Origin of the sequence: Chryseobacterium candidae (assembly GCF_004916905.1) — a bacterium.
Taxonomy (GTDB): domain Bacteria; phylum Bacteroidota; class Bacteroidia; order Flavobacteriales; family Weeksellaceae; genus Chryseobacterium; species Chryseobacterium candidae.
Map to the genome: position 1 here is coordinate 143,703 of NZ_SDLV01000019.1, position 22,803 is coordinate 166,505.

Below are 22,803 nucleotides of genomic sequence, written 5' to 3' on the forward strand. Positions count from 1 at the left end.
TAGAAGTTGAGAAAAGTCTTTTTTTTATGGCGATTTTCTTAAATTCAATAGCTATTTTTGTAATATGAACTATTCGGCGGAACTAAAAAAATTTGTAACCAGTCAGTATGTATATTCTGCCATCAGAATTACATTAGCAACTGTTCTGCCTTGTTTAGTCCTCGCCCACTTCGGGATTTTGAAAGAATATTTCCTTTTCCCTCTCGGAACCAGCTTTGTGGCTCTTACAGACCAACCCGGCCCTTTTATCCGAAGAAGAAATGCTCTTACTTTCGCTATATGCTGTTTTGTCTTTGTAGCGCTCATTGCCAGCCTTGTAATGAATATCAAAGTACTGGTGATTCTGGAGGTCATTGTCTTTGGGATGTTTTTTTCCCTCATTGGCGTGTATGGTCAGAGATTAACTGCTGTAGGTTCATTATCGCTTGTGGTACTCGCCATCTTTATTGATGGGCATCTTACAGGAAGCAATATCTTTAAAAGTTTATTGATTTTTGCTTCCGGCTGTATATGGTTTTTACTTATATTCCTTGTTGTAACAACTATTCGTCCTTATAAACTGGCAAGCCAGATGATTGGTGAAAATTATCTCCAGCTGGCTGATTTTTTAAAGATCAAAGCCAATTATTATCAGAAAAATCCTGATTTTAATAAGCTGACAACTCAGGTTATTGCCAGGCAGATTCAAATAAAAAATCTGCAGGAAGATACGCGGGAAACAGTTTTCAAAACCAGAACCATCGTCAATGAATCTACGACCACCAGTCGTTTATTAATGCTGATGTTCCTGAACTCGATGGACCTTCATGAAAAACTGATGACTTCTGAAAGTGATTATCAAAAGCTGCAGCAGAGCTTTGAAGACAGTATGATCCTGGTTAATATCCATGATTATCTAAACCTTTTGGCTGAAGAGATCACCAATATCGGAATTGCTCTTCAAAGTGGTACCAGAGCAAAGCCGATGTTTAATCTGGAACAGGAATTAAAAAGCTTAAATTATAATTATTTCGAACTTAGAAATAAGCAGCTTTCGCCGGACAATCTGGAAAATTTCATGATCCTGCGCCAGATCCTGATGCGTATCTATGAGATCACAAAGGAGATCAACGAGATCTATAAAGTATTTTCACAGGATATCAAACTGGCGAAAAGTTTATCTACAGGGTTAGACCTTAAGAAATTTATGCCTAATGAGCCTAAATTGAATGCCAAGGTTCTGAGAAATAATATATCATTATCATCTTCCCATTTCCGCCATGCCATAAGAATTACAACAGCTTTATTGCTGGGATATGTTTTTTCTATGTTCGATTTTCTTGGACTGGGGCACACGTATTGGATATTAATTACCATTACAGCAATTTTAAAACCAGCTTATTCCATTACTAAACAGAGAAACCTTCTCCGTCTCTATGGAACGATTGCCGGGGCAAGTATTGCGTATGCGATTCTGCATTTTATACATATTAACGGGGTTTTATTTGCGATTCTCCTTATCAGTATGATTATGTGCTTCAGCTTTTTGAAAGGGCGGTATTTCTGGGCAGTTTTATTCATGACAATTTATATTTTTCTGAGTTTTAATTTTTTAAACCCCGGGAAAGTCAATATTATTTTTAAAGACAGAATCCTGGATACTGCCATTGCCGGAATCATAGCTTTTGTGGTGTCTTATATTGTACTTCCGGTGTGGGAACATACACAAAACCTGGATCTGATGAAAAAGTCTGCCTCTGACAACCTTATCTATTTCCAGAGTGTAATTTCTAAATTCTTAGAAGGAAATTTCGATCTTGAAGATTATAAGGTAAAACGAAAAAATGCCATTATTTCTTTGGCTAATCTTTCCGATAATTTCCAGAGAATGATTTCCGATCCTAAAAACCAGCAGAAAAAACTGGAAGTAGTACACCAATTTGTGGCTACATCACATCTGATTACGGCCTATACCGCTTCCCTGTCTCAATACTCCAAAAGTAATGAGCAATATCCTGAAATAGATGCTGAAAGCTGGAGCAGAAAGATTGAGGCCGAAATGCAGCAAACCTCTACCCTTCTCAACGGAAACGATGTTAACGAAACACTGAAACGGGAAAGCCGTCTTGAGCCGGAAGATTCTTCCATTGAAGATATGCTTCTGAAAAGAAAAACCGAGATTGAGGAAAATGAAATCGTAGACAGAAGAGACCCTGATAAAATATCACATTTAACAGAGCTTAAAAATATCCATGATATCCTTGAGCTGATCTATGATGTAGCAAAAGAACAGAGAAAAGTGATCGAAAAATATAAAAACGAAACAGAATCTACCGCTACTCCTCCACAATCGTAAAACAGTAATCGTCAAAAAATTCTACTCTGGCTTTGAACTCATCTGAAAACTGATCATCATATACACGGCAGCTTATTTTATGAAGATGCTTCAGCCCGAATGGCTTTACTTCATAGTTTTTCTTTAAAGACCAGTATTTTGAGTGGTGGATTTTGTACATACTTTCCTTCACACTCCATATAATAGTGTAAAAAGTATCTGCCTTATCTTCAGGAATAAATCCACGCTCATTTTCATAGGTAAATTTATCAATCACCCTTAAAATCTTAGGGTTGAATTTTTCAATATCAATTCCTATTTTATTTTTCGAAATAGCAATCGCAGCAAAGGGAAAAGAATGCGTAATAGAAATTTCCGCATCGTAGGGAGAAAGAAAGGGTTCCCTTTCTTTATATAAAATTTTAGAATCCGGTTTTAATTCTTTCAGGAGCTTGCGAACCATCAGGACTTCCAGTAGTTTTTTAGGATGATAATCTTTTACCTTTTCGGCATTTTCCGGCTCCAGAAGTTCATTGATATCAAGTTCTTCACTTTCATCGTACTTCCAAACCAAAATTGTGGCATTGTCATCTGAAAAATCTCTGTAGAGGGGCATTCTTTTTTATATGAGACAAAAATACTAAAAAAAGCTTGAAGCTGTGAGCTGGAGGATGGAAGTTACTATTCGTTGTAAAAATAATTTTCAGATCAGATAAAAGAAATTGTTGGTAAAAAAGGCTAAGGAAAGGAAGCTGGGAGTGGGAAGATGGAAGTTACTATTCGCGCTAAAAATAATTGTCAGACTTTATAAAAGTAATTCGTTGATGAAAAAACAAACTCTTTGTTTCCCTAATCTTTACAAACCTCCAGCTTCATGCTTCCAGCTTACTTATTTAGCCTGATGGTTCACATCATTTCTGTGCTCTACTATTTCCAGATTAGCATCTACAAAATAAGCACTTCCGAAACCGTTTACATAAGATCCTTTTACAGGCTGCAATGCAATTAAAATGAAATCTCCCATTTCGGAAATTACCTCTACCACTTTACCGTGAGTTTTTCTAAGTTTCGCAACTACAGTATTCCCTATTTCAGAATCTTTTTCAATCTGAGAAGTGGCTGCTTCAATGGTCAGGCGTTCGCGGGCATAAATTTGTTTAGTCGCCGATTCATCTTTAATAAACATAATAGATGTTTTTCTTCCGTCTGCAAGATTTTTAGTATGTTTTGCCATGAAAGATACCAGAATATAGAATGTATGATCTAGCTGTACAAAAGGTGCATAGCTTGAATTAGGATTTCCTCCGGCATCAACAGTAGCAAGAATTACACTTTTTGAAGCATTAATCAGTTCCTGTACTTTGGGAGCAACAGGTTTGATTTTCTTTTCTGTATGGGTCTGATTCATAATATATTTGTTTATCAGCTAAAATTAATTATTTATATTAAGACTAAATAATATTAAATCATGTTTAATCTCATAAAATTGAACCTGGTTTGTCGTTTTTATATCTTAATTATTAATCGTAATTTTGCCTTTCGTTATCAATTGAATTTAAAACTATTCATTACATATGAGTACTACAACACAATACATTCCTTATAAAGTTAAGGATATCTCCCTTGCAGAATGGGGTAGAAAAGAAATTACCCTTGCAGAAGCAGAAATGCCAGGTCTGATGGCTATCCGTGAAGAATACGGACCATCTCAGCCGCTGAAAGGAGCAAGAATCGCCGGATGTCTTCACATGACGATCCAAACGGCTGTGCTTATCGAGACTCTTGTAGCTTTAGGAGCTGAAGTTACATGGTCATCTTGTAATATTTTCTCTACACAGGATCATGCTGCTGCTGCTATTGCTGCTGCAGGAATTCCGGTGTATGCGTGGAAAGGATTAAATGAAGAGGAATTTGACTGGTGTATTGAGCAGACTTTATTCTTCGGTGAAGACAGAAAGCCATTAAACATGATCTTGGATGATGGTGGAGATTTAACAAACATGGTTTTTGATAAATATCCTGAATTCACAAAAGATATTAAAGGTCTTTCTGAAGAAACCACTACAGGAGTCCACAGACTATATGAAAGAATGAAGAACGGAACTTTGGTAATGCCTGCTATCAACGTAAATGATTCAGTTACTAAATCTAAATTCGACAACAAATACGGATGTAAAGAATCTGCTGTAGATGCAGTAAGAAGAGCTACAGACGTAATGCTTGCTGGAAAAAGAGTGGTAGTTTGCGGATACGGAGACGTAGGTAAAGGTACTGCTGCTTCATTCAGAGGAGCTGGTTCTATTGTTACTGTTACGGAAATCGACCCGATCTGTGCACTTCAGGCTGCTATGGACGGTTACGAAGTAAAAAGATTAGACACTGTAGTAGACAATGCTGATATCATCATCACTACAACAGGTAACTTCAATATCGTAAGAGGAGAGCACTTCCTTAAAATGAAAGATAAAGCGATCGTTTGTAATATCGGTCACTTCGATAATGAAATCGATATGGCATGGTTAAACAAAAACTATGGTCATACTAAATCAGAAGTGAAGCCTCAGGTTGATATCTATACTATCGAAGGAAAAGAAGTGATCATCCTTGCAGAAGGTAGATTGGTAAACTTAGGATGTGCTACAGGTCACCCAAGTTTCGTAATGTCTAACTCTTTTTCTAACCAGACATTGGCTCAGATCGAATTATGGAACAACTCTGCTGCTTACAAAAACGAGGTATATATGCTTCCTAAGCACCTTGACGAAAAAGTAGCTGCTTTACACCTTAAGAAATTAAGCGTAGAGCTTGAAACTCTTTCTCCTGAGCAGGCTGAGTACATCGGAGTAGACGTAAAAGGGCCATTCAAGCCTGAATACTACAGATACTAAGATCTTAATAAAACATGATATGATCCCACTATTGGTAAGATAGTGGGATTTTTTTATGCAGCATATGAAGCATTTCTTATTTTTGCCGCTTAAAAAATAGCATGAAAAAAATATTATTTCTAGGATTAATGGGATGTGTTGCATTCTTTAACAGCTGCAACAGCAGTAATGACGATGCGGTAAATGAACCTACTGAGAAAAAATTATTATTAAGTAAAATCACTATAGTTTACTATGACAACCCATCTCAGCCACAGACCAGTATAGAAAACCTGGAATACAATAGCCAGGGAGAACTCATAAAAACGATATCCGCATCAGGAAGTTCTACAGTTGAATACAATAACGGAAAACCCGTCAAGATCAATTACTACACTAACAATCAGACGCTGGAATATTATTCAGTTTTTAATTATAATGGAGATCAGCTGGCAAACGTTAAAGCAATTTATCCCAATCCAGCCAATAACAGAACCGTTACCTACACCTATAATGCAAACGGACAGGTTGCTTCTTCTTCCCTTTGTCAGTCACCGGATTGCTCCAATCCAATGATTGATACTTATACCTATGATGGAACCAATATTTCATCAGAAACTTCAGAAACCGGAGGTTCCTTCGGTACTAGAATCGACTTCTCTTATGATGATAAACTAAACCCATATACGAATCTCAACAAATATCTTAGAATTACGATGAGAGGAGCTTATGTTATAAGCAAAAATAATTATTTGATAGAAAAAATAAGTTACAAAAGTAATGGCGTTTGGATACAAAATCAAACCAGAACTTCCACCATACAATACAACAGCGCAGGCCTACCTATTCAGGTCATTTCAAAAGAAGCCAACGGAAACCTTTCAGCTCAATATAATTACGAATATATCACTCAATAATACAAAGCTCTCCAGAAATTGGGGAGTTTTTTATGAGCTGATCCCGCTATCCGCTCATACTCCTCACGCAAGCACTGTCATTCAATAGGAACGGGCTTTAGCCCGTTTACAGTAAATAAAAATAAGATCCATTGGCTTTAGCCCAAACATAAATATACGTCATACAGTTATTCCGGGTTTTTCCCTATATTTTCTCTCTATTAGAGCTGTATTTATAAAAAATGAATATCTTAGCCCTCTTAAATAAAACATTAAACTATGAAAAAACAAAGAGTATCGAATGCATTCGTTGCTGCGTCGTGGGTAGCTTTGGGAGCAGGAATGATTGGCTTTATTGTTGGTCTTGCAAGAGCAGAAATGCTGCTGAATGAGAAGGGATATTATTTCACCATCCTTCTTTATGGTTTATTTGCCGTGGTTTCGCTGCAGAAAGCAGTACGTGATAGATTAGAAAACATTCAGGTGACAGACATTTACTATGGAATCTGCTGGTTTGCCACGTTATCATCTATCGTACTACTGGCAATAGGGCTTTGGAATGCAACTATTCTTCCAAGTGAAAAAGGTTTTTATGCCTTTGCCTTTTTACTCGCTCTCTTCGGAGCCATTGCAGTCCAGAAAAACACCCGTGATAACATGCTTCAGGAATAAAAAGAGGCTGTCCGAAAAAGTTTGGACAGCCTCAGTTTTTGCTGATTTTATTCCTATCCCTATACAGGAGGCATATTCAAATATTCTATTCTCAAAAGATGTATCTGACTTTTAGGACAGGACATTTAAAAATAAACTATTTATCAAAATGATTGGGATGCTGAGCTTTAATATCATCCACAGTTCCCAGTACTTTATCTTTTAAAGAATCCTGATATTTCTGAAGTTTTGCGGCTACTTCTTCATTGCCGCTTCCTAAGATTTTCGCTGCTAAAATTCCTGCATTCAGTGCACCGTTCAAGGCTACGGTAGCTACCGGAATACCTCCAGGCATCTGAAGAATAGACAATACAGAATCCCATCCGTCTATAGAATTACTGGACAAGATCGGAACTCCGATTACCGGAAGCGTAGTACAGCTCGCTACCATACCCGGAAGGTGTGCCGCTCCTCCTGCTCCTGCTACAATTACCTTTAAACCTCTTTCCTGAGCAGTCTTTGCATAATCGAACATTCTTTCAGGTGTTCTATGCGCCGAAACTACAGTTAATTCGTAAGGGATATCAAGGCTCTTAAGAAAATTTGCAGCCTGTTCCATGATCGGCAGATCACTCTGACTGCCCATAATAATTCCTACCATCTTCAATTTTATTAGATGTTCAAAGATAAAAAATAAAGATGGAAGTTGGAAGAAGGAGGCCGGAAGTTCTTTAAACTCCATGTACTATCTCTATTTTATTCTATCTGTATCAGTAAAAAACAAAGCAACTGTACCCATCATAATCATTTTAAAACGGCTAATTTTGTTGGTTACACTACTTAATATACATTGAAAGATTATAAACTTATTTTTGCTGTTCTTACCGTTGCTATCGTTTGGGGAACTACTTTTTTAGCTATTCGTATTGCTGTGGAAACAATTCCTGCATGGTTTGTAGCGGGAATCCGGCAGCTTCTGGCTTCTGTTATCATGCTTATTGTTCTTATTTCGAGAAAGCAATTCAAGTGGATTGGCTGGAAAAGTTTAGGATATCAGATTATTTTTGCATCCCTGATGCTGGTGGTAGCGAATGGGATGACTACCGTGGCTGAAGAAACTGTTTCGAGCAGTCTTGCCTCGCTGATCAGTGCATGCTCTCCTATTCTTGTGTTTCTGGGAAGTGTAGCTGTAGGATTGCAGAAATTCAGTGTACGCGCACTTAGTGGCGTTCTGCTTTGTTTCAGCGGCATTCTTTTTATTTTTTGGGACGGACTTAAAGATCTTGCCAATCCTGATTACAGAATGGGAATGATCTTCCTTTTCTGTGCCATCGCAGGCTGGGCCTCGGGAACTATTTTCACTAAGAAATTAAACATCCAAAGCGGAAATATTACATTGAATCTGTTCTATCAGTTCCTCTTTGCAGGAGTAGTTCAGGTTATTTTTGCTTTTCTGTTTTCTGAAAATTACAACTTCGGAAACTGGACAATCAAAAGTATTTCAGCGATGTTATACCTTGCTGTTTTTGGTTCTGTTGCTGCTTTTTTCGCTTTTCATTATGCACTGACGAAAATTTCTCCGGTTCAGGTTTCTATCCTTGCTTACATCAACACTATTATTGCCATATTTCTAGGCTGGCTGATTATGGATGAACAAGTAACGTTTAAATTTATTCTTGCAACTGTCATGATTATCTGTGGAGTTTTCATTATTAATTACAAACCGGAGATGTTCAAAAGACAAAGAATTGAATCTTAAAACAGAAAATAATATCAAATTATCTTACCCTATCTATTCAACTGTTTTCTAACTTATTAAATATAATTAAAATCAGATCTGTTCCTGCTGGGTTTTGTATTTCCTTCATTTTCCTTATATTGTATACTCCAACCGATACAATATGCTGAAAAACACATTTTTTTTATTGCTGGCTGCCTCTTTTCTATTGGTAAGCTGTAATTACAAAGAGAAGGAAAAGAACCTGACAGACAGGGAAAAACAATTATTAGAAAAAGAAAAAGTATTCGCAAAAAAAGAATCCGAATATCAGTCTCTTCTAAAAATGAGAGACAGTATTTTTTCCAAAAAAGATTCTGTAGTAATTGCTGCTGTATGGCCTACGGAAATTTCCGGCCCATGGAACGGTAAGGTAATCTGTACAGAATCCAACTGCAGCGAATATGCTGTGGGCGACCAGCGTACTGATATCTGGGAATTCGACAATGATTCTACCCAGCCCATCACCAAAATCATCAATAACAATAATCTGGTAAGGCTGTATACGGGCAAGTTTGAAAACAATGAGATCAGACTGTCTTTCAAAACCGATTCTACAGCCAAAAAGAATGTAGAAATGAGCGTTCTTCTTAATGATATTTCAGACAACAAGATCAAAGGAACCAGAACTATTACTTCTGATGGCTGTACCGCCAAGTTCTCTGTTGAATTAGTACGTTCCACAAAATAAACACATATGATTTTACTGAGTATACACAACCTGAGTCTTCCTATAGAAGACCCGGTACTGAAATTCCTGTTGGTACTGGTCATCATCCTTGCAGCACCATTGCTGCTTAATAAAATCAAAGTTCCTCACCTTTTGGGACTTATCATTGCCGGGGCCATCATTGGTCCGAACGGATTCAATGTTTTGTCCAGAGACAGCAGTATTGTGGTAACAGGAACTACCGGGCTTCTTTACATTATGTTTCTGGCTGGGCTTGAGATTGATATGGGCGATTTTAAAAAGAACAAATGGAAAAGTCTCACTTTTGGTATCTATACCTTTACAGCCCCTTTTGTATTGGGATATCTGGGAGGATATTATCTTTTACATTTCTCCATGCTGACCTCCATTCTGTTTGCCAGTCTTTTTTCTTCTCACACGCTTATTGCTTATCCATTGGTGAGTAAGTTGGGAATTGCGAAAAACAAGGCCGTTAATATCACCGTTGGAGGTACAATGATCACCGATATTCTTGCCTTATTGGTACTTGCTGTGATTGTAGGAATGTCCCAGGGTGAGGTAGGAACAGAGTTTTGGGTTAAATTATCGGTCTCTTTTGTGGTCTTTGCCCTGATTGTACTTATTGTATTCCCTATTATTGGCCGTTGGTTTTTCAAAAGAGTGGATGATAAAATCTCACAGTATATTTTTGTACTGGTGATGATTTATCTGGCGGCTATGCTTGCTGAACTGGCTGGTGTAGAAGCCATCATCGGGGCATTCTTTGCCGGATTGGCTCTGAACAGACTTATTCCTCACACTTCTTCATTGATGAACAGGGTTGAGTTTGTAGGAAATGCCATATTCATCCCGTTCTTTTTGATCAGTGTAGGAATGCTGATTGATTTCAAGGTGTTCTTCAAAAGCTGGGAAACCCTCGAAGTAGCAGGAATTATGCTGGCAGCCTCTATCGGAGGGAAATATCTTTCTGCAGTTGCCACTCAAAAAACATTCAGGCTGACCAAAGAGGAAGGAAAACTGATCTTCGGATTAAGCTCCGCTTCTGCAGCGGCAACACTGGCTTCTGTAATGGTAGGTTATAACATCATCCTTTCTGAAACCGAAACCGGAGAGCCGGTAAGATTATTAAATGAACACGTCTTGAACGGAAGTATTTTACTGATCCTGATTTCCTGTACCATCTCCTCTTTCATTTCTATGGCCAGTGCCCAGAAAATTGCGGAAAGTGATAATGAAGATACCGTTTCAGGAAATACCCACGAAGAAGAAAATATTCTCTTAGCCATCAATCACGAAGCAACGGTTGAGAGAATGGTGAATCTGGGAATTCTGATCAAAGCACATTCCAATACGGAAGATCTTTTTGCGTTGAATGTCATCAACGAAGACAAAAATGAATCTTCGGTAAAGAATGCGGAGAAACTTCTTCACCAGGCAGCAGATACAGCGGCGGCGGCAGATGTAAAATTACAGTCTTTAAAAAGATATGACAATGATGTCATCAATGGAGTGAATAATGTGATTAAAGAACAGAAAATCACCGATCTCATTATTGGACTGGAAGATGAAAAAGGGTTCTCCCCTTCTTTTGTATACAATCTTTACAACGGTTATCTGCAGAATGATGATGTGAATGTACTGGTTTACCATGCTGCACAACCGCTTTCCACCATTAAAAAATATGCAGTGATGATTCCCGAAAATGCTCATCAGGAAGCAGGTTTCTTCCATGCATTGCTGAGGGTGTGGAATATTGCCAGAAATTCCGGGGCCAAAGTTGTCTTTTATGCTCCTGAAAACATCATTGATATTCTTCAGAAAATCATTAAAAAAGCCAATATAGAAGCAGAATTCATTATCATGAGCACATGGCAGGATGGTGAAAGAACTGCTGCCCAGCTGAAAGATGATGAAGCCTTGATTATTCTGATGGCAAAACGCGGCATGAAATCCTATATTCCAAGAATGAGACTGATCCCTGAACTGTTGAACAGGAACCTGAAAGACAATAATTACCTTCTTATTTTTCCTTTCTCAGAATACGACAAAAACAGTCCGGAAATACGTTCTGTAGGAAATCACGGAGATTTTATGGAGATTGGAAATGTGATTCAGAAGATTTTTAAATAAAGCTGGAAGCAGGAAGAGGGATGATGAAAGTTATCGATGGACGAATAATCATTTTTTTTCATCAATAATCAATAGCGTCGGGCTTTAGCCCGATGTGAACCATAGAAATAAAATTGGTTTTAACCGAAACCTGGAATTAAGTTTTGGCTAAAGCCATTTGAATTGATAATCATTTGTAAACGGACTAAAGCCCTTTACTCTTAAATAATCTCATAACAAAAAAGGGAGCTGTTATCTTTAAAACAGCTCCCTTTTATATGTTTTAATTGGGTTATTCAGAAATTACTCTCACCATTCCTTTCACCTGTACAAGCTTTTCCATAAGCTCTTCCCTGGAATCTGCAAGAACGTTGATGTGTCCCATTTTTCTTCCCGGTTTGGTTTCTGTTTTACCGTATAAATGAATGTATGTTTCAGGAAGTTTAAGAACATCTTCCATTCCTTCATACACTACTTTTCCAGCGTATCCTTCTGCTCCAACCAGATTCAGCATTCCACTGTAAGTGATGGCGTCTGTATCAGCTAAAGGTAAGTTTTTCACCACACGGTACATCTGCTCAAATTGCGAATTAGTATTTCCTTCCTGGCTCTGATGTCCTGAATTGTGAAGCCTTGGAGCAGTTTCATTCACCCACACTTTTCCTTCTTTATCAAGGAATAATTCGATAGCAAACAATCCCGGTGAGTTCACAGCCGCCAGAAATTTCTCTGTAATAGAATCAATCTGGTTCTGAACATCTTCTGTAAGAAGAACCGGACATACATTGAAGTCTAAAAGATTCAGTTTTGGATCAGCTACCATTTCCGTTACCGGGAAAATATTGGTTTCTCCTTTTTCATTTCTTGCAACAATCACAGAAAGCTCTTTTTCAATGTCTACAAGACTTTCAATAACAGAAGCTTCAGTCCATAGATGCTGATAATCTTCTTCCGTTTTAATTACCTGTACTCCTTTTCCATCATATCCTCCTGTATTCATCTTCTGAACAAATGGCAGTGGCATGATGATCTTCTCATCACTGTTCCACACCACCTGAAATTCCGGACTTGGAATATCATGAGCTTTATAAAATTCTTTCTGAAGGATCTTTTGCTGGATTGTTTTGATAATATTGGCATTGGGAACTACTTTTACTCCCTGCTTTTCAAGTTCTGCCAATGCGTCAGCATTTACGTGTTCTATTTCAATGGTTACAACATCTTTATTTTTTCCGAAGTTCAGAACCGTTTCATAATCATTGAAATTTCCCTGTGTAAAATATGAGATATTATGACATGGAGCATCAGATGCCGGATCCAGCGTATAAAACTCATCATCATACTTCAATGCACTTTGTATTAACATTCTTCCCAGCTGTCCGCCTCCCAGAATTCCTATTTTCATTTTTTATTTTTATTAGATTTACGCTTATTGAATTTTATCGATTTTTAAATAGCCAAGCCCCATCGGGTTCTCCTGATTTTCTTCATCAGACTTTTGAAGGACGATAGAATACTTTTCTTTCATAGAGGCAGGAAGGATATCACTTACATTGAATATATCATCAATATCCACTCCATGTTTATCATCAATATGACTTACAGCGCCTTCAAATCCCATTGTCTGATAAAATTCGGTTACTTTTGCTCTTTTTACAATTTCTCCCATAGACTGCCCTACCATTAAGTGCTGCTCATGAAATTCTTCAAAAAAACCAGGTTTGTACCCGCCTAAATTCAGAAAAAACAACTGATTTTCCGAAGATTTCTCTCCTTTTTCTACAATCTCCACTTTGTACCCATCTGCAAATCTCACTTCCTGATAGCAGTCCAGATGAATTTTTCCTTCAGCTTCCTTCCAAAATTCTTTCATATCAGGAACCAGATCTTTAAGATTTTCCGCTATTCCGAAGAAAACATCGTGCTGTTCTATATTTCTTCCTTCAGGTGTTGCCCCGAGGATGATATAAAATAATTTCAACTCATTTTTCATGCATGCAAAAATACGTTAAATTTATCTTTTTCAAATGTTTGGCAGACTACCACAATAATTTTATATTTGTAATATTATTTGTAGTATGTCAGAAATCATCATACTCTTCCTTGGCGCAATTTCTGCGGGTCTTTTAGGTTCGCTTACAGGTTTAGGAGGAGGAGTTATTATCATTCCTTTATTAACGCTAGGTTTTGGTGTTCCAATGCATTATGCTATCGGTGCTTCGCTTATCTCTGTGATCGGAACTTCTTCCGGTGCGGCAGTAGCTTTCGTAAAAGAAGGCTTTACCAATATGAGAATCGGAATGTTTCTCGAAATAGCCACCACAGCAGGAGCTATTATTGGTGCCCTGGTTTCCGGAATGCTTAACCCCAATACCATCGGAATTATTTTTGCAAGTATTCTTCTTCTAACAGTTATTTTAAATCTTAAAGGAAAACCTGATCACCAGGAACCTTTAGTAAAAGGAAGTTTGGAAGAAAAACTGAAATTATACGGAACATTCCCTGATAAAGGAGTATTGAAAAGCTATTCTGCAAGAAATACTGTTCCCGGATTTTTGATGATGATGTTTGCGGGAGCAATGTCCGGACTTCTAGGAATTGGTTCCGGTGCATTGAAAGTTTTGGCAATGGACAATATGATGAAGCTTCCTTTCAAAGTTTCTACAACCACAAGTAACTTTATGATTGGAGTAACGGCTGTGGCCAGTGCACTGATCTACTTCCAGAGAGGTGAAATCATTCCGGTAATTGTAGCTCCCGTATTGATAGGAGTTGTTATCGGAAGTTTTATAGGTTCAAAAACGCTGATGGTATCGAAGACTAAAAAATTAAAAGTATTTTTTGCCATTGTTATTACCATTCTTTCTATTTACATGATGTATAACGGTATCAACAAAAGCTTCAGATAATGAAAAAGAATTTTACAGATGTAGATCTGAACCGTTCGGTAGGAAATCTTCTGAGACTGGGTGTTATTCTGTCTGTGGCTACATCGCTGATTGGTTTTGTCAAGTTATTTTTTGAGGGTTTTAAAATGCCTGAAAAATATACCAGTCTTGTGGTAGGAACTTCTTCTGAAAAGGTTTGGGGGCATTTCTGGGACTCTTTATGTAAAGGAGAAGGTACGGCTATTATTCAGCTGGGTATTCTTTTACTGATTTTCACTCCTCTGATGAGAATTGTTTTCGCTTTAATAGGTTATTTAAAAGAAAAAGACTACGTATATGTAGTCATTTCTTCTATTGTTTTAGCGATTATGGCGGTGAGTTTCTTTGCAGGATACGCCCACTAATTTTTCACATTTCATAAAACTCTAACGGCAGCTGGTCGGGATCCCGGGTAAAGAAAAATTCTTTTCCGGTGAATTCATCGATTCGGATTTCTTCACAGTTTAACCCTTTTTCCATGAGTTCATTTCGCTTTTCCGAAACATTTTCTACAGAAAAAGCGAGATGCCTTAAGCCACATGCTTCGGGACGTGACGGACGCTGTGGGGGATTAGGAAAGGAAAACAGCTCAATTACATAATGATCTCCTATGGCCAGATCAAGTTTATAAGACTGTCTTTCCTCTCTGTATACTTCACGGATGATATTCAGATCTAAAATTTCCGTATAAAATGCCTTCGAAACGGCATAATCTGAACAGATGATGGCGATATGATGAATCTTCATTTTTTCTGATTTTAAACTAATTTTTAATTTTATTACTGTATTTCTTTACAGTTATCTTTTCTTCTTGTATCAATAATATACTGAATTTTCCATTCGGTATTCTGTTTTACGAGCTGAAAACTATTAGCCCCGCAATGGGATAATTTTCCCTTTACATAAAAAGAATAAGGAGTAAATACACTGGCCAGATTTCCATCCGTATGAATGGCTTCTATAATAATTCTTTCATCCAGATCTCCTTTTGTAAATTTTGAAACCGAAACAACAAAATCCTGTATGCTGTCACTTTTTACAGTACCCTCTTTTGTAATGGTCTGCAGCACTGCATTCTCTGCAAAAGCGGATTTTACCAACTCAGAGTCTGCATTTTTCATACCAAGGAACAGGTTTCGGATAGGTTTTTCAATATCTTTATTCTGCTGGCCGAAACACGAAATACTGATCAGAACAAGAAATAAAATTATTTTATTCATAGTATGGATTTAGATAATTAAAAATAGATAAAATAAAATTTAAATTGATTAACAAATTTTAAAATTCATTTTCCTTAAATTGTAACCCAATTATTTCAGAGATTTTATATGTGGATTATTTACCTGACACTGGCCATAGTTCTTCTGGTCATGACTATATTACCAAAAATACAGCATTCTCACTGGATATTCAGAGTTCCTGAATTTGCTAAAATACAGGTCACCTACCTTATATGCTTTACTTTTCTATTAGGTTTCTTCATAGATTCTACAGAATATTTCTGGTATTATCAGGGTCTTCTGCTGGTTATGTTCATTTATCATGGTCAAACATTGATCAGATATACCCATTTCTATCCTGTAAAAAAACACAGACAGCGTCACAGGTCTTCTGATAAACTGCATTTTATTTCCGCCAATGTGTATCAGTTCAATAAAGAGTATGAGAAATTCATCGGACTTGTCAAAAAACATAATCCTGATTTTTTCATGACCATGGAAAGCAATGGCGATTGGGAAAAAGCAATGAGACCTTTAGAAAAAGAATACGGTTTCCAACATAAAGTGACTCTCGAAAACACCTATGGGATGCATTTTTATTCAAAAGTTGAGATTAAGGAAGCGAAAACCCATTATTTTGTAGCTGATGATATTCCGAGCATCGAGATCCACATGAAAACAGCTGATGGCTTTTCTTTTGTTTTCTTCGGGGTTCATCCTCCGCCGCCAAGTCCTACGGAGGAAGAAACATCAAAGGAAAGAGATGGCGATCTTTTAAGTACTGCCAAGCGTGTAAAAGAAATCCAAAAACCGGTTATTGTGGTAGGAGACTTTAATAATGTTGCATGGTCAAGATCATCTGTTCTTTTCAGAAAAACCAGTCACCTCATAGATCCCAGAATCGGGCACTCTTTTGTTTCTACGTTTCATGCAAAATACCGTCTTTTAAGGTTTCCTATCGATCTGATGTTTCACAGTGAAGATATTTTTATTCAACAGCTGAAGACATTGGAGAATTTTGGATCTGACCACCTTCCGGTCTACTGCGAGTTTTTTATAGATCATCACAACGATGAGCAGGAAGAATTGATAGAAACAGCAACATCTGAGGAGAAAGCTGAGGCTGAAATCATGATAGAGGAAGGAAAGAAAGAAGATGGCGAACGGGAAACGGTTGTTACTGAGGATTAAAAAAGTGGGCTAAAAAGCCCACTCCCATTGAATATTTATTCTTATTTAGAATCTCATCACATCCTTTACTACTCCATTTTTTTGAGTATGCTGTAATAATTCAGCTTCAATAAAGGCTTTCATCTGTTCCTCAGAACCATTACATGGAAACAGAAGGTGAACATTCGCTCCTGCATCCAGCGTAAAGAATAAAGGAAGACCGGTTTCTCTTCTGAAATCCCATATTTTATTGATAACTTCCAAAGTTCCTGTTTTCATCAGGATAAAAGCAGGATCACTCATCATCATCATCGCATGCAGTGTAAGTGCTTCATGTTCTACCAGCTTGATAAAACTTTCCATATCTCCGTTTTTCAGGATTTCTTTCATGGGAACAAAGTTTTCCCTTGCTTCCCGGAATCTTCTTTCTGCATAAGGATTGGTATTCATCAAACCATGTCCTACCGTTGAAGAAACACTTTTCTGTCCTTCATGAATCAGCAAAACCCAGTCATTAAAGTTTTTGAAGACTTCATGAATTTCTGCATCAGGATATTGTACTCCGAACAAATCTGAGCTTTCGGCTACCTCATCCGTTTTTCCCCACACCACAAGTCCGTTATATAAGCTTCTGCATGCACTTCCACTTCCTAATCTTGCTAAGAATGAAGCTTTTCTCAATGACTCTTCTTCAGATGTTTTTTCAGTAAAGGAAGCATCTAAAGCCATCAGACATTTTGCAATGGCTCCAAATCCTGAAGCTGAACTTGCAATCCCGGAACTATGCGGGAATGTATTCTCTGTTCTGATGATATATTTTCCTTTTAAAATCCACGGAAGATACTGCTCTATATTTCTGAAATATTTTTCAATTTTTTCGGCAAATTTCACTTCTTCATTTCCAGCCAGGAAAGTCCGTACTGAAAAAGGCTCGTTCGCTGTAAATTCCATTGAAGTATTGGTCTTGCAATGGTTTAAGGTATAACTGATGCTTGGATTAGCAGGAATCTGACCAGCATATTTTCCCCAGTATTTGATCAGGGCAATATTGGACGGACAGCTTTCTGTAACCGTTTGGGTATGAATGGTGAAATTTTCTTTTCCTATAAAATCTTGTGTCGTCATAGTTTAATTTAAGTGTACTGTTTAGTACATTTTCTCTATAATATCTGCGTATTTTTTAATCACTACATTTCTTTTGACTTTCAAGGTAGGAGTAATTTCTCCGGTATTGATATCAAATTCGGCAGGCATTAAGGTGAATTTCTTCACTTTTTCATAGTCTGCCAGATGGTTTTGTAATTCTTTAATTTTCTCTTTATAAAGATTGATTATCTTTTCATTTTTTATCGCCTCTTCCCAATTGGTAAAAGGAATATTATTCTTTTTGATATACTCCTGTAAAAACTCAAAATTGGGAACAATCAATGCTGAAACAAACTGTCTTCCTTCTGCAACCAGCATAATCTGCTGGATAAAATTATTGTTGGTCAGAAGATTTTCAATCTGTTGGGGAGCAATGTATTTTCCGTTGGAAGTTTTCATCAGATCTTTGATTCTGTCTGTAATGATCAGGTTTCCTTTATCATCAAATTTTCCTGCATCACCGGTTTTGAACCATCCGTCATCTGTGAATACTTTCTCGGTTTCTTCAGGCTTGTTGTAATAGCCTTTCATGATTCCGTTGCCTCTGGCCTGGATTTCATCATTTTCTCCGATACGCATTTCTACTCCAGGAAGTGGTTTTCCACTCGTACCATGTTCAAAGTGAGTGAGAGGGAAAAGCGTCAATGTTGCCGTAGTTTCCGTTAACCCATATCCTACTGTTACATGAATTCCCACTGATTCAAAGAAACGGGTAACTTCCGGCGACAAAGAAGCGCCGCCACAAGGCAGGAACCAAAGTCTTCCACCCATTTTATTTTTAATTTTACTGAAAACCAGCATATCAGCTACAGATTCTTTGAATTTTAATCCAAAAGGTACCGGTCTTTCATTTCTTCTTAATTCTGCGGTTTCCCATCCGGTTTTAATCGCCCAGTCGAAAATCTTTTTCTTCAATGATGAACCTTCTTCCGCTTTTTCAAGAACTCCGGCATATACTTTCTGGAAAAACCTCGGTACGGCACACATGGCAGTAGGTTTTACTTCTTCCAGTGCTTTGGCTACATTTTTAGGATCTTCAAGGAAATAAACACGTGCACCACCGTATAAACAAAGTAAACTCCAGCTTCTTTCAAAAACGTGGCTTAAAGGTAAGAATGCCAATGAAAGTTCTTCTTCAAAGTTTTTAAACTTAAAAAACTCAAAGTGTGAGTCGAATGCCCTGATGAAATTTCCATGGGTAAGCATTACTCCTTTTGGGATTCCGGTAGTTCCGGAAGTATAGATCAATGTGGCTGTATCATCATTTTCTTTTTTACAGATCTCAAGTTCTGATGAAGCTTTTGCGATAAAATCTTCAAGATAAAAACTGTTGAATTCTTTCTTGATCCACACTGCTTTTTTGGAAACAATAATGGTTTCCAGATTGTTTTCTTCTTTATGTAAAAACTCAAGACAGGCATCATACTGCATTTGATTTCCTACTAAAACAGCCTTCGCTCCGGAATCGTTGATGATATGTTCTGCCTGCTCAGCATTATTGGTAGAATAAACAGGTACCGTGACAGCACCAATCGCCAAAGAAGCCAGATCCATAATCATCCATTCCGATGAATTGTCTGAATAAATAGCGACTCTGTCATTCTCCTGAACTCCGGATTCTTTTAAAGCATTGGCCGTTTTAAAAATAATCTCACTGAATTTTTTCCAGCTCAGCTCTTTCCATGCTGCATCTTTCTTTTTAAATCCGATAGCTGCTTTTATAGGATGTTTTTCTACATTTTTAAGGATAATTGCCTCTGCAAGGTTCATTTCTTCAGCTTTTTGTCGTTAATATAATTATTCAGGTGAAAGTCTATGCTTTCTTTTACAGGGATAAACTGATAGTTTAGTTTTTCTCTGACTTTGTGATTGGAAATGGTGTTGAATGAAGAAATGGCCTCGATATTTGATCGGGTAACCATTTTCAGTTTTGGAATGAGCCATCCGAAAAGGATATTGGCAACTCTTCCGATATTGAGTACAGATTGTGAAAGAATTCTGGCATCTTTAAGCCCCAATCGTGTTCTTACCTGTTTGGCAAGGTCTGCATACCTCTTGTTTTCAGCGACAATAATAAAACGTTCCCCGAAAAGATTATTTTCCATTAATCCAATAGCTGTATTGGCTACATCTCTTACATCAACGTAGGCAGAACCTCCTGAAAAGGTAAAACTATTGTCTTCAAAGGTTGAGAAAAGCTCACCGCTGCTTTGACTCCAGTTTCCGCTTCCTACGATCATTCCGGGATTGATAATGATCACATTCAGACCTTCTGCTGAAGCTCTCCAGGCTTCCATTTCTGATAAATGTTTAGAAATAGCGTATGCAGAATGTTCCAGTTTCGGATTAAAGTCAGATTCTTCATCAAGTTCTCCTTTTTCATTGAAATTGTCCAGGACGGCAACGGAACTTACATGGAGAAATTTTTTAACGCCTGATCCTTCGCAGGCATACAAAAGATTTTCTGTACCATTGATATTCGTATGGTACATTTCTTTTTCATCTTTGGGATGAAAACTCACTTTTGCAGCACAATGATATACTTCATCTACATCTTGCAGTGCAGTTTTTAAGGAATCGAGGTCATCAAAATCCACGTTTACCCATTCAATTTTATTGAAAAAATCGTCGGGATTCTCCGTATAAAAGCTGTATGAATGCTTTACTTCGTTTAAATTGCTGCCCGGTCTTTTGGAAGCACGTACATTTTTTCCTCTTTTAAGAAGTTCCAGTACAATTATTCTTCCCAGAATTCCGGTAGCACCCGTTACAAAAATCATTAATTATTTTACTTGATTGCTGACTAAAATATAACAATATTTTCTATCCGGCAATTCTTCCGGATCGGTAAAAATTCTTTAGAAAAACTGTTTTTGCAAATTTGCGATTTTTAAAGCATAATTCAACTTAATTTAACCAATATTATCATTCTGAATACAACAAACCGGAAAATTTTAATTTCAGTAGATCATCCAAATGAAAAGTCCTGAAAGAATTGACAACTTTCAGGACTTTTATGCTCAAAAAGCACATTGTTTTTAAGCCATTACCTCATTATTTCTTCTTGGCGCTTTGTCGCAGAGAACATCTGCAATGCTTTTGGAAATAAGGTTTCCTTCTGTAAGATTATCCAGCCAGAAGAATTCTCCTGCCGCATTGATTTCGATAAAATAATATTCGTCTTCAGGAGAAACAATCATGTCTATGGCTCCGTAATCTACGTTGTACATATCAAGCAATTCAAGCAGTTTTGATTCCACATCTGCAGGAAGTTCTGTTCTGTTCCATTTATCAATAAGATTAACTCCGTCTTTTCTCCAGTCTACTTTTGCATCTTCAGACTGCTGGGAATCTATTTCGAAGGCATACACATCTCTTCCCACAATGGTAATACGAAGCTCTTTTTTCTTCTGAATCATCTGCTGAAACTGCATAGGACAATATAATAATGAATCCAGCTCTTCCAGCTTATCCTCGCCCACAACGTTCGTAAACACTACATTTTCCACACCGTTTTCATAAATAGCAAAACCGGTTTGCATTTTTGCCACCACATTTTGATGTTTCAGGATAAATTTTCTTGCCTCATCAGGATTATTGGTAAGACAGGTTGCCGGAATGGTAAGACCTAATTTATCTGCAATTTTCAACTGTTCTTCTTTACTGTCGAGCCTTCTGTAAATACTAGGCTTTCCTAAAGAATAAGCATCCACAGATTCAAAGAAACCAAAAAGGGTATTTCTGATTTCTCCCATAGCCGCACCGTAAAACTTAGAATCCATTTCTTCTTTTAGTCCTTTTCCGATATTGTAGGCTCTTCTGTACCAGATGGCAGAAATATCGTCCAAACGATGTTTCGTTTCAGGAGTTTCCAGGTAACTGATCCATTCTCCATCCTGGAAAATAGTGGACAGTTTGTTTTGTAATGGATAAACGTCTACATCAAAGCGAATGACTTCACAATTATTTTTTTCTATGTATTCTGTAACTTTTTCAATGGAAAAGTTATCTGCGGTATGGGTAATTATTAAAATTTTATTCATGGAAATTAATTCTTTTGATAAGGTTGTCGGCAATTCTTTCTGCGATGGGAAATCCCAGCTCTTTCTGAAGCATTCCCCATTCTCCCTGCGGATTGACTTCAAGGAAGTAATACGCTCCGTCTCTTCCTTTGATCATATCGATCGCTCCTGTATAAAGTCCCATTTCGTTCATCATGGCGGTGAGATTGGCTTTAACTGATTCAGGTAATTCATATGTTTCCCAGAAATACCCTTCACGGGCTACTCTCCAGTCTGCATTTTCACTGTTATTGATTTTTCCTGTGAAGAATTCACCATCTACATACATGATTCGTAATTCGTATTCTTTATCAATGTAGGGTTGAAAAATCATCGGACAGTAAGCAATATCTGAAAGGTGTTCAAGAGATTCTTCCTCAATAACTGTAGTAGAAATCATATTTTCTCCTGACATTGTTTTTGCCGTAACTCCGTGAAGCTTCGCAATGGCTTTTCCCTGACAGTATTGATGGAAAAATGTTGTTATTTTTTCTTCATCATTAGAAAAAATGGTTTTGGGAATGGTTAAGTTATTTCTTTGTGCTATTTTCAGCTGAAAGATCTTATTTCCATCTATTTTTTTTTCATTTTCGTAAGGGTTGATCCAGGGAATATCTTCTAAAGCTGTTATCAGATTATACCTCAGACTTCCATATTCATTGAGAAAGATTTTTTCATAATCCTGATCCAGTTCTTCGGGAGCGCTGATTCTCCAGGCTTTTCTATGCCATACTCCTTTAATGGCATCAGAATGAATGGTATTTCCGGACTCATCGGTCAGTTCAAATGAGTTTTCATAAATGCTGATTTTCTGAAGATGGTTCAGGCGGTCAGAATTCAGTCTGAAATAAGGAATATTTTTAGAAGCCAGATATTCGAAAAAGAGATCAATATTATAAAAATCCTGTGAGTGGGTGATGCAGAGAATCATTTGCCGGTTGTATTAAAAAGGGAAACTTAATGTCTAAGTTTCC

22 protein-coding genes are annotated in these 22,803 nt (G+C 37.3%); 10 read left to right on the top strand and 12 right to left on the bottom strand.

What is annotated here, in order from left to right; translation table 11 throughout:
- The first annotated feature begins 64 nt into the window (after positions 1 to 64).
- On the top strand, positions 65 to 2,335 hold the full coding sequence (locus tag EK417_RS10770; RefSeq protein WP_136522160.1) for an FUSC family protein: 2,271 nt from the start codon (positions 65 to 67) through the stop codon (positions 2,333 to 2,335).
- Here the strand turns inward: EK417_RS10770 and EK417_RS10775 are convergent.
- Complete coding sequence (locus tag EK417_RS10775; protein WP_136522161.1) at positions 2,316 to 2,930, bottom strand: 4'-phosphopantetheinyl transferase family protein; 615 nt, start codon at positions 2,928 to 2,930, stop codon at positions 2,316 to 2,318. The genes EK417_RS10770 and EK417_RS10775 overlap by 20 nt on opposite strands.
- Before the next feature lie 273 nt (positions 2,931 to 3,203).
- Positions 3,204 to 3,722, bottom strand: a complete 519-nt coding sequence (locus EK417_RS10780) for a HugZ family pyridoxamine 5'-phosphate oxidase (RefSeq protein ID WP_076597397.1) — start codon at positions 3,720 to 3,722, stop codon at positions 3,204 to 3,206.
- Positions 3,723 to 3,888: 166 nt separating this feature from the next.
- On the opposite strand from EK417_RS10780, the gene ahcY reads away from it, so the two are divergent.
- The 3 genes from ahcY to yiaA all read left to right on the top strand — a co-directional run bounded on the left by ahcY (position 3,889) and on the right by yiaA (position 6,749).
- Complete coding sequence (gene ahcY, locus EK417_RS10785) at positions 3,889 to 5,202, top strand: adenosylhomocysteinase (protein WP_076597398.1); 1,314 nt, start codon at positions 3,889 to 3,891, stop codon at positions 5,200 to 5,202.
- A gap of 101 nt (positions 5,203 to 5,303) precedes the next feature.
- Positions 5,304 to 6,098 (top strand): hypothetical protein, encoded by a 795-nt coding sequence (locus EK417_RS10790; protein WP_136522162.1) that lies wholly within the window; start codon positions 5,304 to 5,306, stop codon positions 6,096 to 6,098.
- 258 nt (positions 6,099 to 6,356) lie between these two features.
- Entirely contained in the window at positions 6,357 to 6,749 is a 393-nt protein-coding gene (gene yiaA, locus EK417_RS10795; protein WP_034699887.1) for an inner membrane protein YiaA, read from the top strand.
- A gap of 136 nt (positions 6,750 to 6,885) precedes the next feature.
- On the opposite strand, the gene purE is transcribed toward yiaA, so the two are convergent.
- Entirely contained in the window at positions 6,886 to 7,389 is a 504-nt protein-coding gene (purE, locus tag EK417_RS10800; protein ID WP_034699885.1) for a 5-(carboxyamino)imidazole ribonucleotide mutase, read from the bottom strand.
- 189 nt (positions 7,390 to 7,578) lie between these two features.
- On the opposite strand from purE, the gene EK417_RS10805 reads away from it, so the two are divergent.
- The 3 genes from EK417_RS10805 (at position 7,579) to EK417_RS10815 (ending at position 11,326) form a co-directional block, all read left to right on the top strand.
- On the top strand, positions 7,579 to 8,487 hold the full coding sequence (locus EK417_RS10805; RefSeq protein WP_136522163.1) for a DMT family transporter: 909 nt from the start codon (positions 7,579 to 7,581) through the stop codon (positions 8,485 to 8,487).
- Between the two features lie 142 nt (positions 8,488 to 8,629).
- Positions 8,630 to 9,196 (top strand): hypothetical protein, encoded by a 567-nt coding sequence (locus EK417_RS10810; protein ID WP_076597401.1) that lies wholly within the window; start codon positions 8,630 to 8,632, stop codon positions 9,194 to 9,196.
- Positions 9,197 to 9,202: 6 nt separating this feature from the next.
- Entirely contained in the window at positions 9,203 to 11,326 is a 2,124-nt protein-coding gene (locus EK417_RS10815; protein WP_136522164.1) for a cation:proton antiporter, read from the top strand.
- A gap of 271 nt (positions 11,327 to 11,597) precedes the next feature.
- Here EK417_RS10815 and EK417_RS10820 read toward each other — a convergent pair whose 3' ends face one another.
- Together EK417_RS10820 and EK417_RS10825 are read right to left on the bottom strand one after the other, a co-directional pair.
- Positions 11,598 to 12,710 carry a 5-(carboxyamino)imidazole ribonucleotide synthase gene (locus EK417_RS10820; RefSeq protein WP_136522165.1) on the bottom strand — a complete coding sequence of 371 codons (1,113 nt, stop codon included), beginning with the start codon at positions 12,708 to 12,710 and terminating at the stop codon, positions 11,598 to 11,600.
- A 24-nt stretch (positions 12,711 to 12,734) separates the two neighbouring features.
- Complete coding sequence (locus EK417_RS10825; protein ID WP_228407988.1) at positions 12,735 to 13,298, bottom strand: DUF1543 domain-containing protein; 564 nt, start codon at positions 13,296 to 13,298, stop codon at positions 12,735 to 12,737.
- Between the two features lie 85 nt (positions 13,299 to 13,383).
- Between EK417_RS10825 and EK417_RS10830 the strand changes: the two genes are divergently transcribed.
- Both EK417_RS10830 and EK417_RS10835 read left to right on the top strand, forming a co-directional pair.
- Complete coding sequence (locus EK417_RS10830; RefSeq protein WP_076597404.1) at positions 13,384 to 14,214, top strand: sulfite exporter TauE/SafE family protein; 831 nt, start codon at positions 13,384 to 13,386, stop codon at positions 14,212 to 14,214.
- On the top strand, positions 14,214 to 14,597 hold the full coding sequence (locus tag EK417_RS10835; protein WP_076597405.1) for a DUF1634 domain-containing protein: 384 nt from the start codon (positions 14,214 to 14,216) through the stop codon (positions 14,595 to 14,597). Before EK417_RS10830 ends, EK417_RS10835 begins: the two co-directional genes overlap by 1 nt.
- Positions 14,598 to 14,601: 4 nt before the next feature.
- On the opposite strand, the gene gloA2 is transcribed toward EK417_RS10835, so the two are convergent.
- Complete coding sequence (gene gloA2 / locus EK417_RS10840) at positions 14,602 to 14,979, bottom strand: SMU1112c/YaeR family gloxylase I-like metalloprotein (protein WP_110366695.1); 378 nt, start codon at positions 14,977 to 14,979, stop codon at positions 14,602 to 14,604.
- A 32-nt stretch (positions 14,980 to 15,011) separates the two neighbouring features.
- Positions 15,012 to 15,452 carry a nuclear transport factor 2 family protein gene (locus tag EK417_RS10845; RefSeq protein WP_136522166.1) on the bottom strand — a complete coding sequence of 147 codons (441 nt, stop codon included), beginning with the start codon at positions 15,450 to 15,452 and terminating at the stop codon, positions 15,012 to 15,014.
- A 108-nt stretch (positions 15,453 to 15,560) separates the two neighbouring features.
- Between EK417_RS10845 and EK417_RS10850 the strand changes: the two genes are divergently transcribed.
- The gene (locus tag EK417_RS10850) at positions 15,561 to 16,643 is read left to right on the top strand and encodes an endonuclease/exonuclease/phosphatase family protein (protein WP_076597408.1); all 1,083 of its coding nucleotides are present in this window, start codon (positions 15,561 to 15,563) and stop codon (positions 16,641 to 16,643) included.
- Between the two features lie 45 nt (positions 16,644 to 16,688).
- On the opposite strand, the gene EK417_RS10855 is transcribed toward EK417_RS10850, so the two are convergent.
- The 5 genes from EK417_RS10855 to EK417_RS10875 form a co-directional block, all read right to left on the bottom strand.
- Positions 16,689 to 17,747 carry a diphosphomevalonate decarboxylase gene (locus tag EK417_RS10855; protein ID WP_136522167.1) on the bottom strand — a complete coding sequence of 353 codons (1,059 nt, stop codon included), beginning with the start codon at positions 17,745 to 17,747 and terminating at the stop codon, positions 16,689 to 16,691.
- 21 nt (positions 17,748 to 17,768) lie between these two features.
- Positions 17,769 to 19,538, bottom strand: a complete 1,770-nt coding sequence (locus EK417_RS10860) for an AMP-dependent synthetase/ligase (RefSeq protein ID WP_136522168.1) — start codon at positions 19,536 to 19,538, stop codon at positions 17,769 to 17,771.
- Positions 19,535 to 20,548, bottom strand: coding sequence for an NAD-dependent epimerase/dehydratase family protein (locus tag EK417_RS10865; protein WP_076597411.1), 1,014 nt, complete (start codon positions 20,546 to 20,548; stop codon positions 19,535 to 19,537). The genes EK417_RS10860 and EK417_RS10865 overlap by 4 nt, the downstream gene beginning before the upstream one ends.
- A 258-nt stretch (positions 20,549 to 20,806) precedes the next feature.
- Positions 20,807 to 21,811 (bottom strand): MvdD family ATP-grasp ribosomal peptide maturase, encoded by a 1,005-nt coding sequence (locus EK417_RS10870; RefSeq protein WP_076597414.1) that lies wholly within the window; start codon positions 21,809 to 21,811, stop codon positions 20,807 to 20,809.
- Positions 21,804 to 22,760, bottom strand: a complete 957-nt coding sequence (locus tag EK417_RS10875; RefSeq protein WP_136522169.1) for an MvdC family ATP-grasp ribosomal peptide maturase — start codon at positions 22,758 to 22,760, stop codon at positions 21,804 to 21,806. Before EK417_RS10875 ends, EK417_RS10870 begins: the two co-directional genes overlap by 8 nt.
- Positions 22,761 to 22,803: the final 43 nt, after the last annotated feature.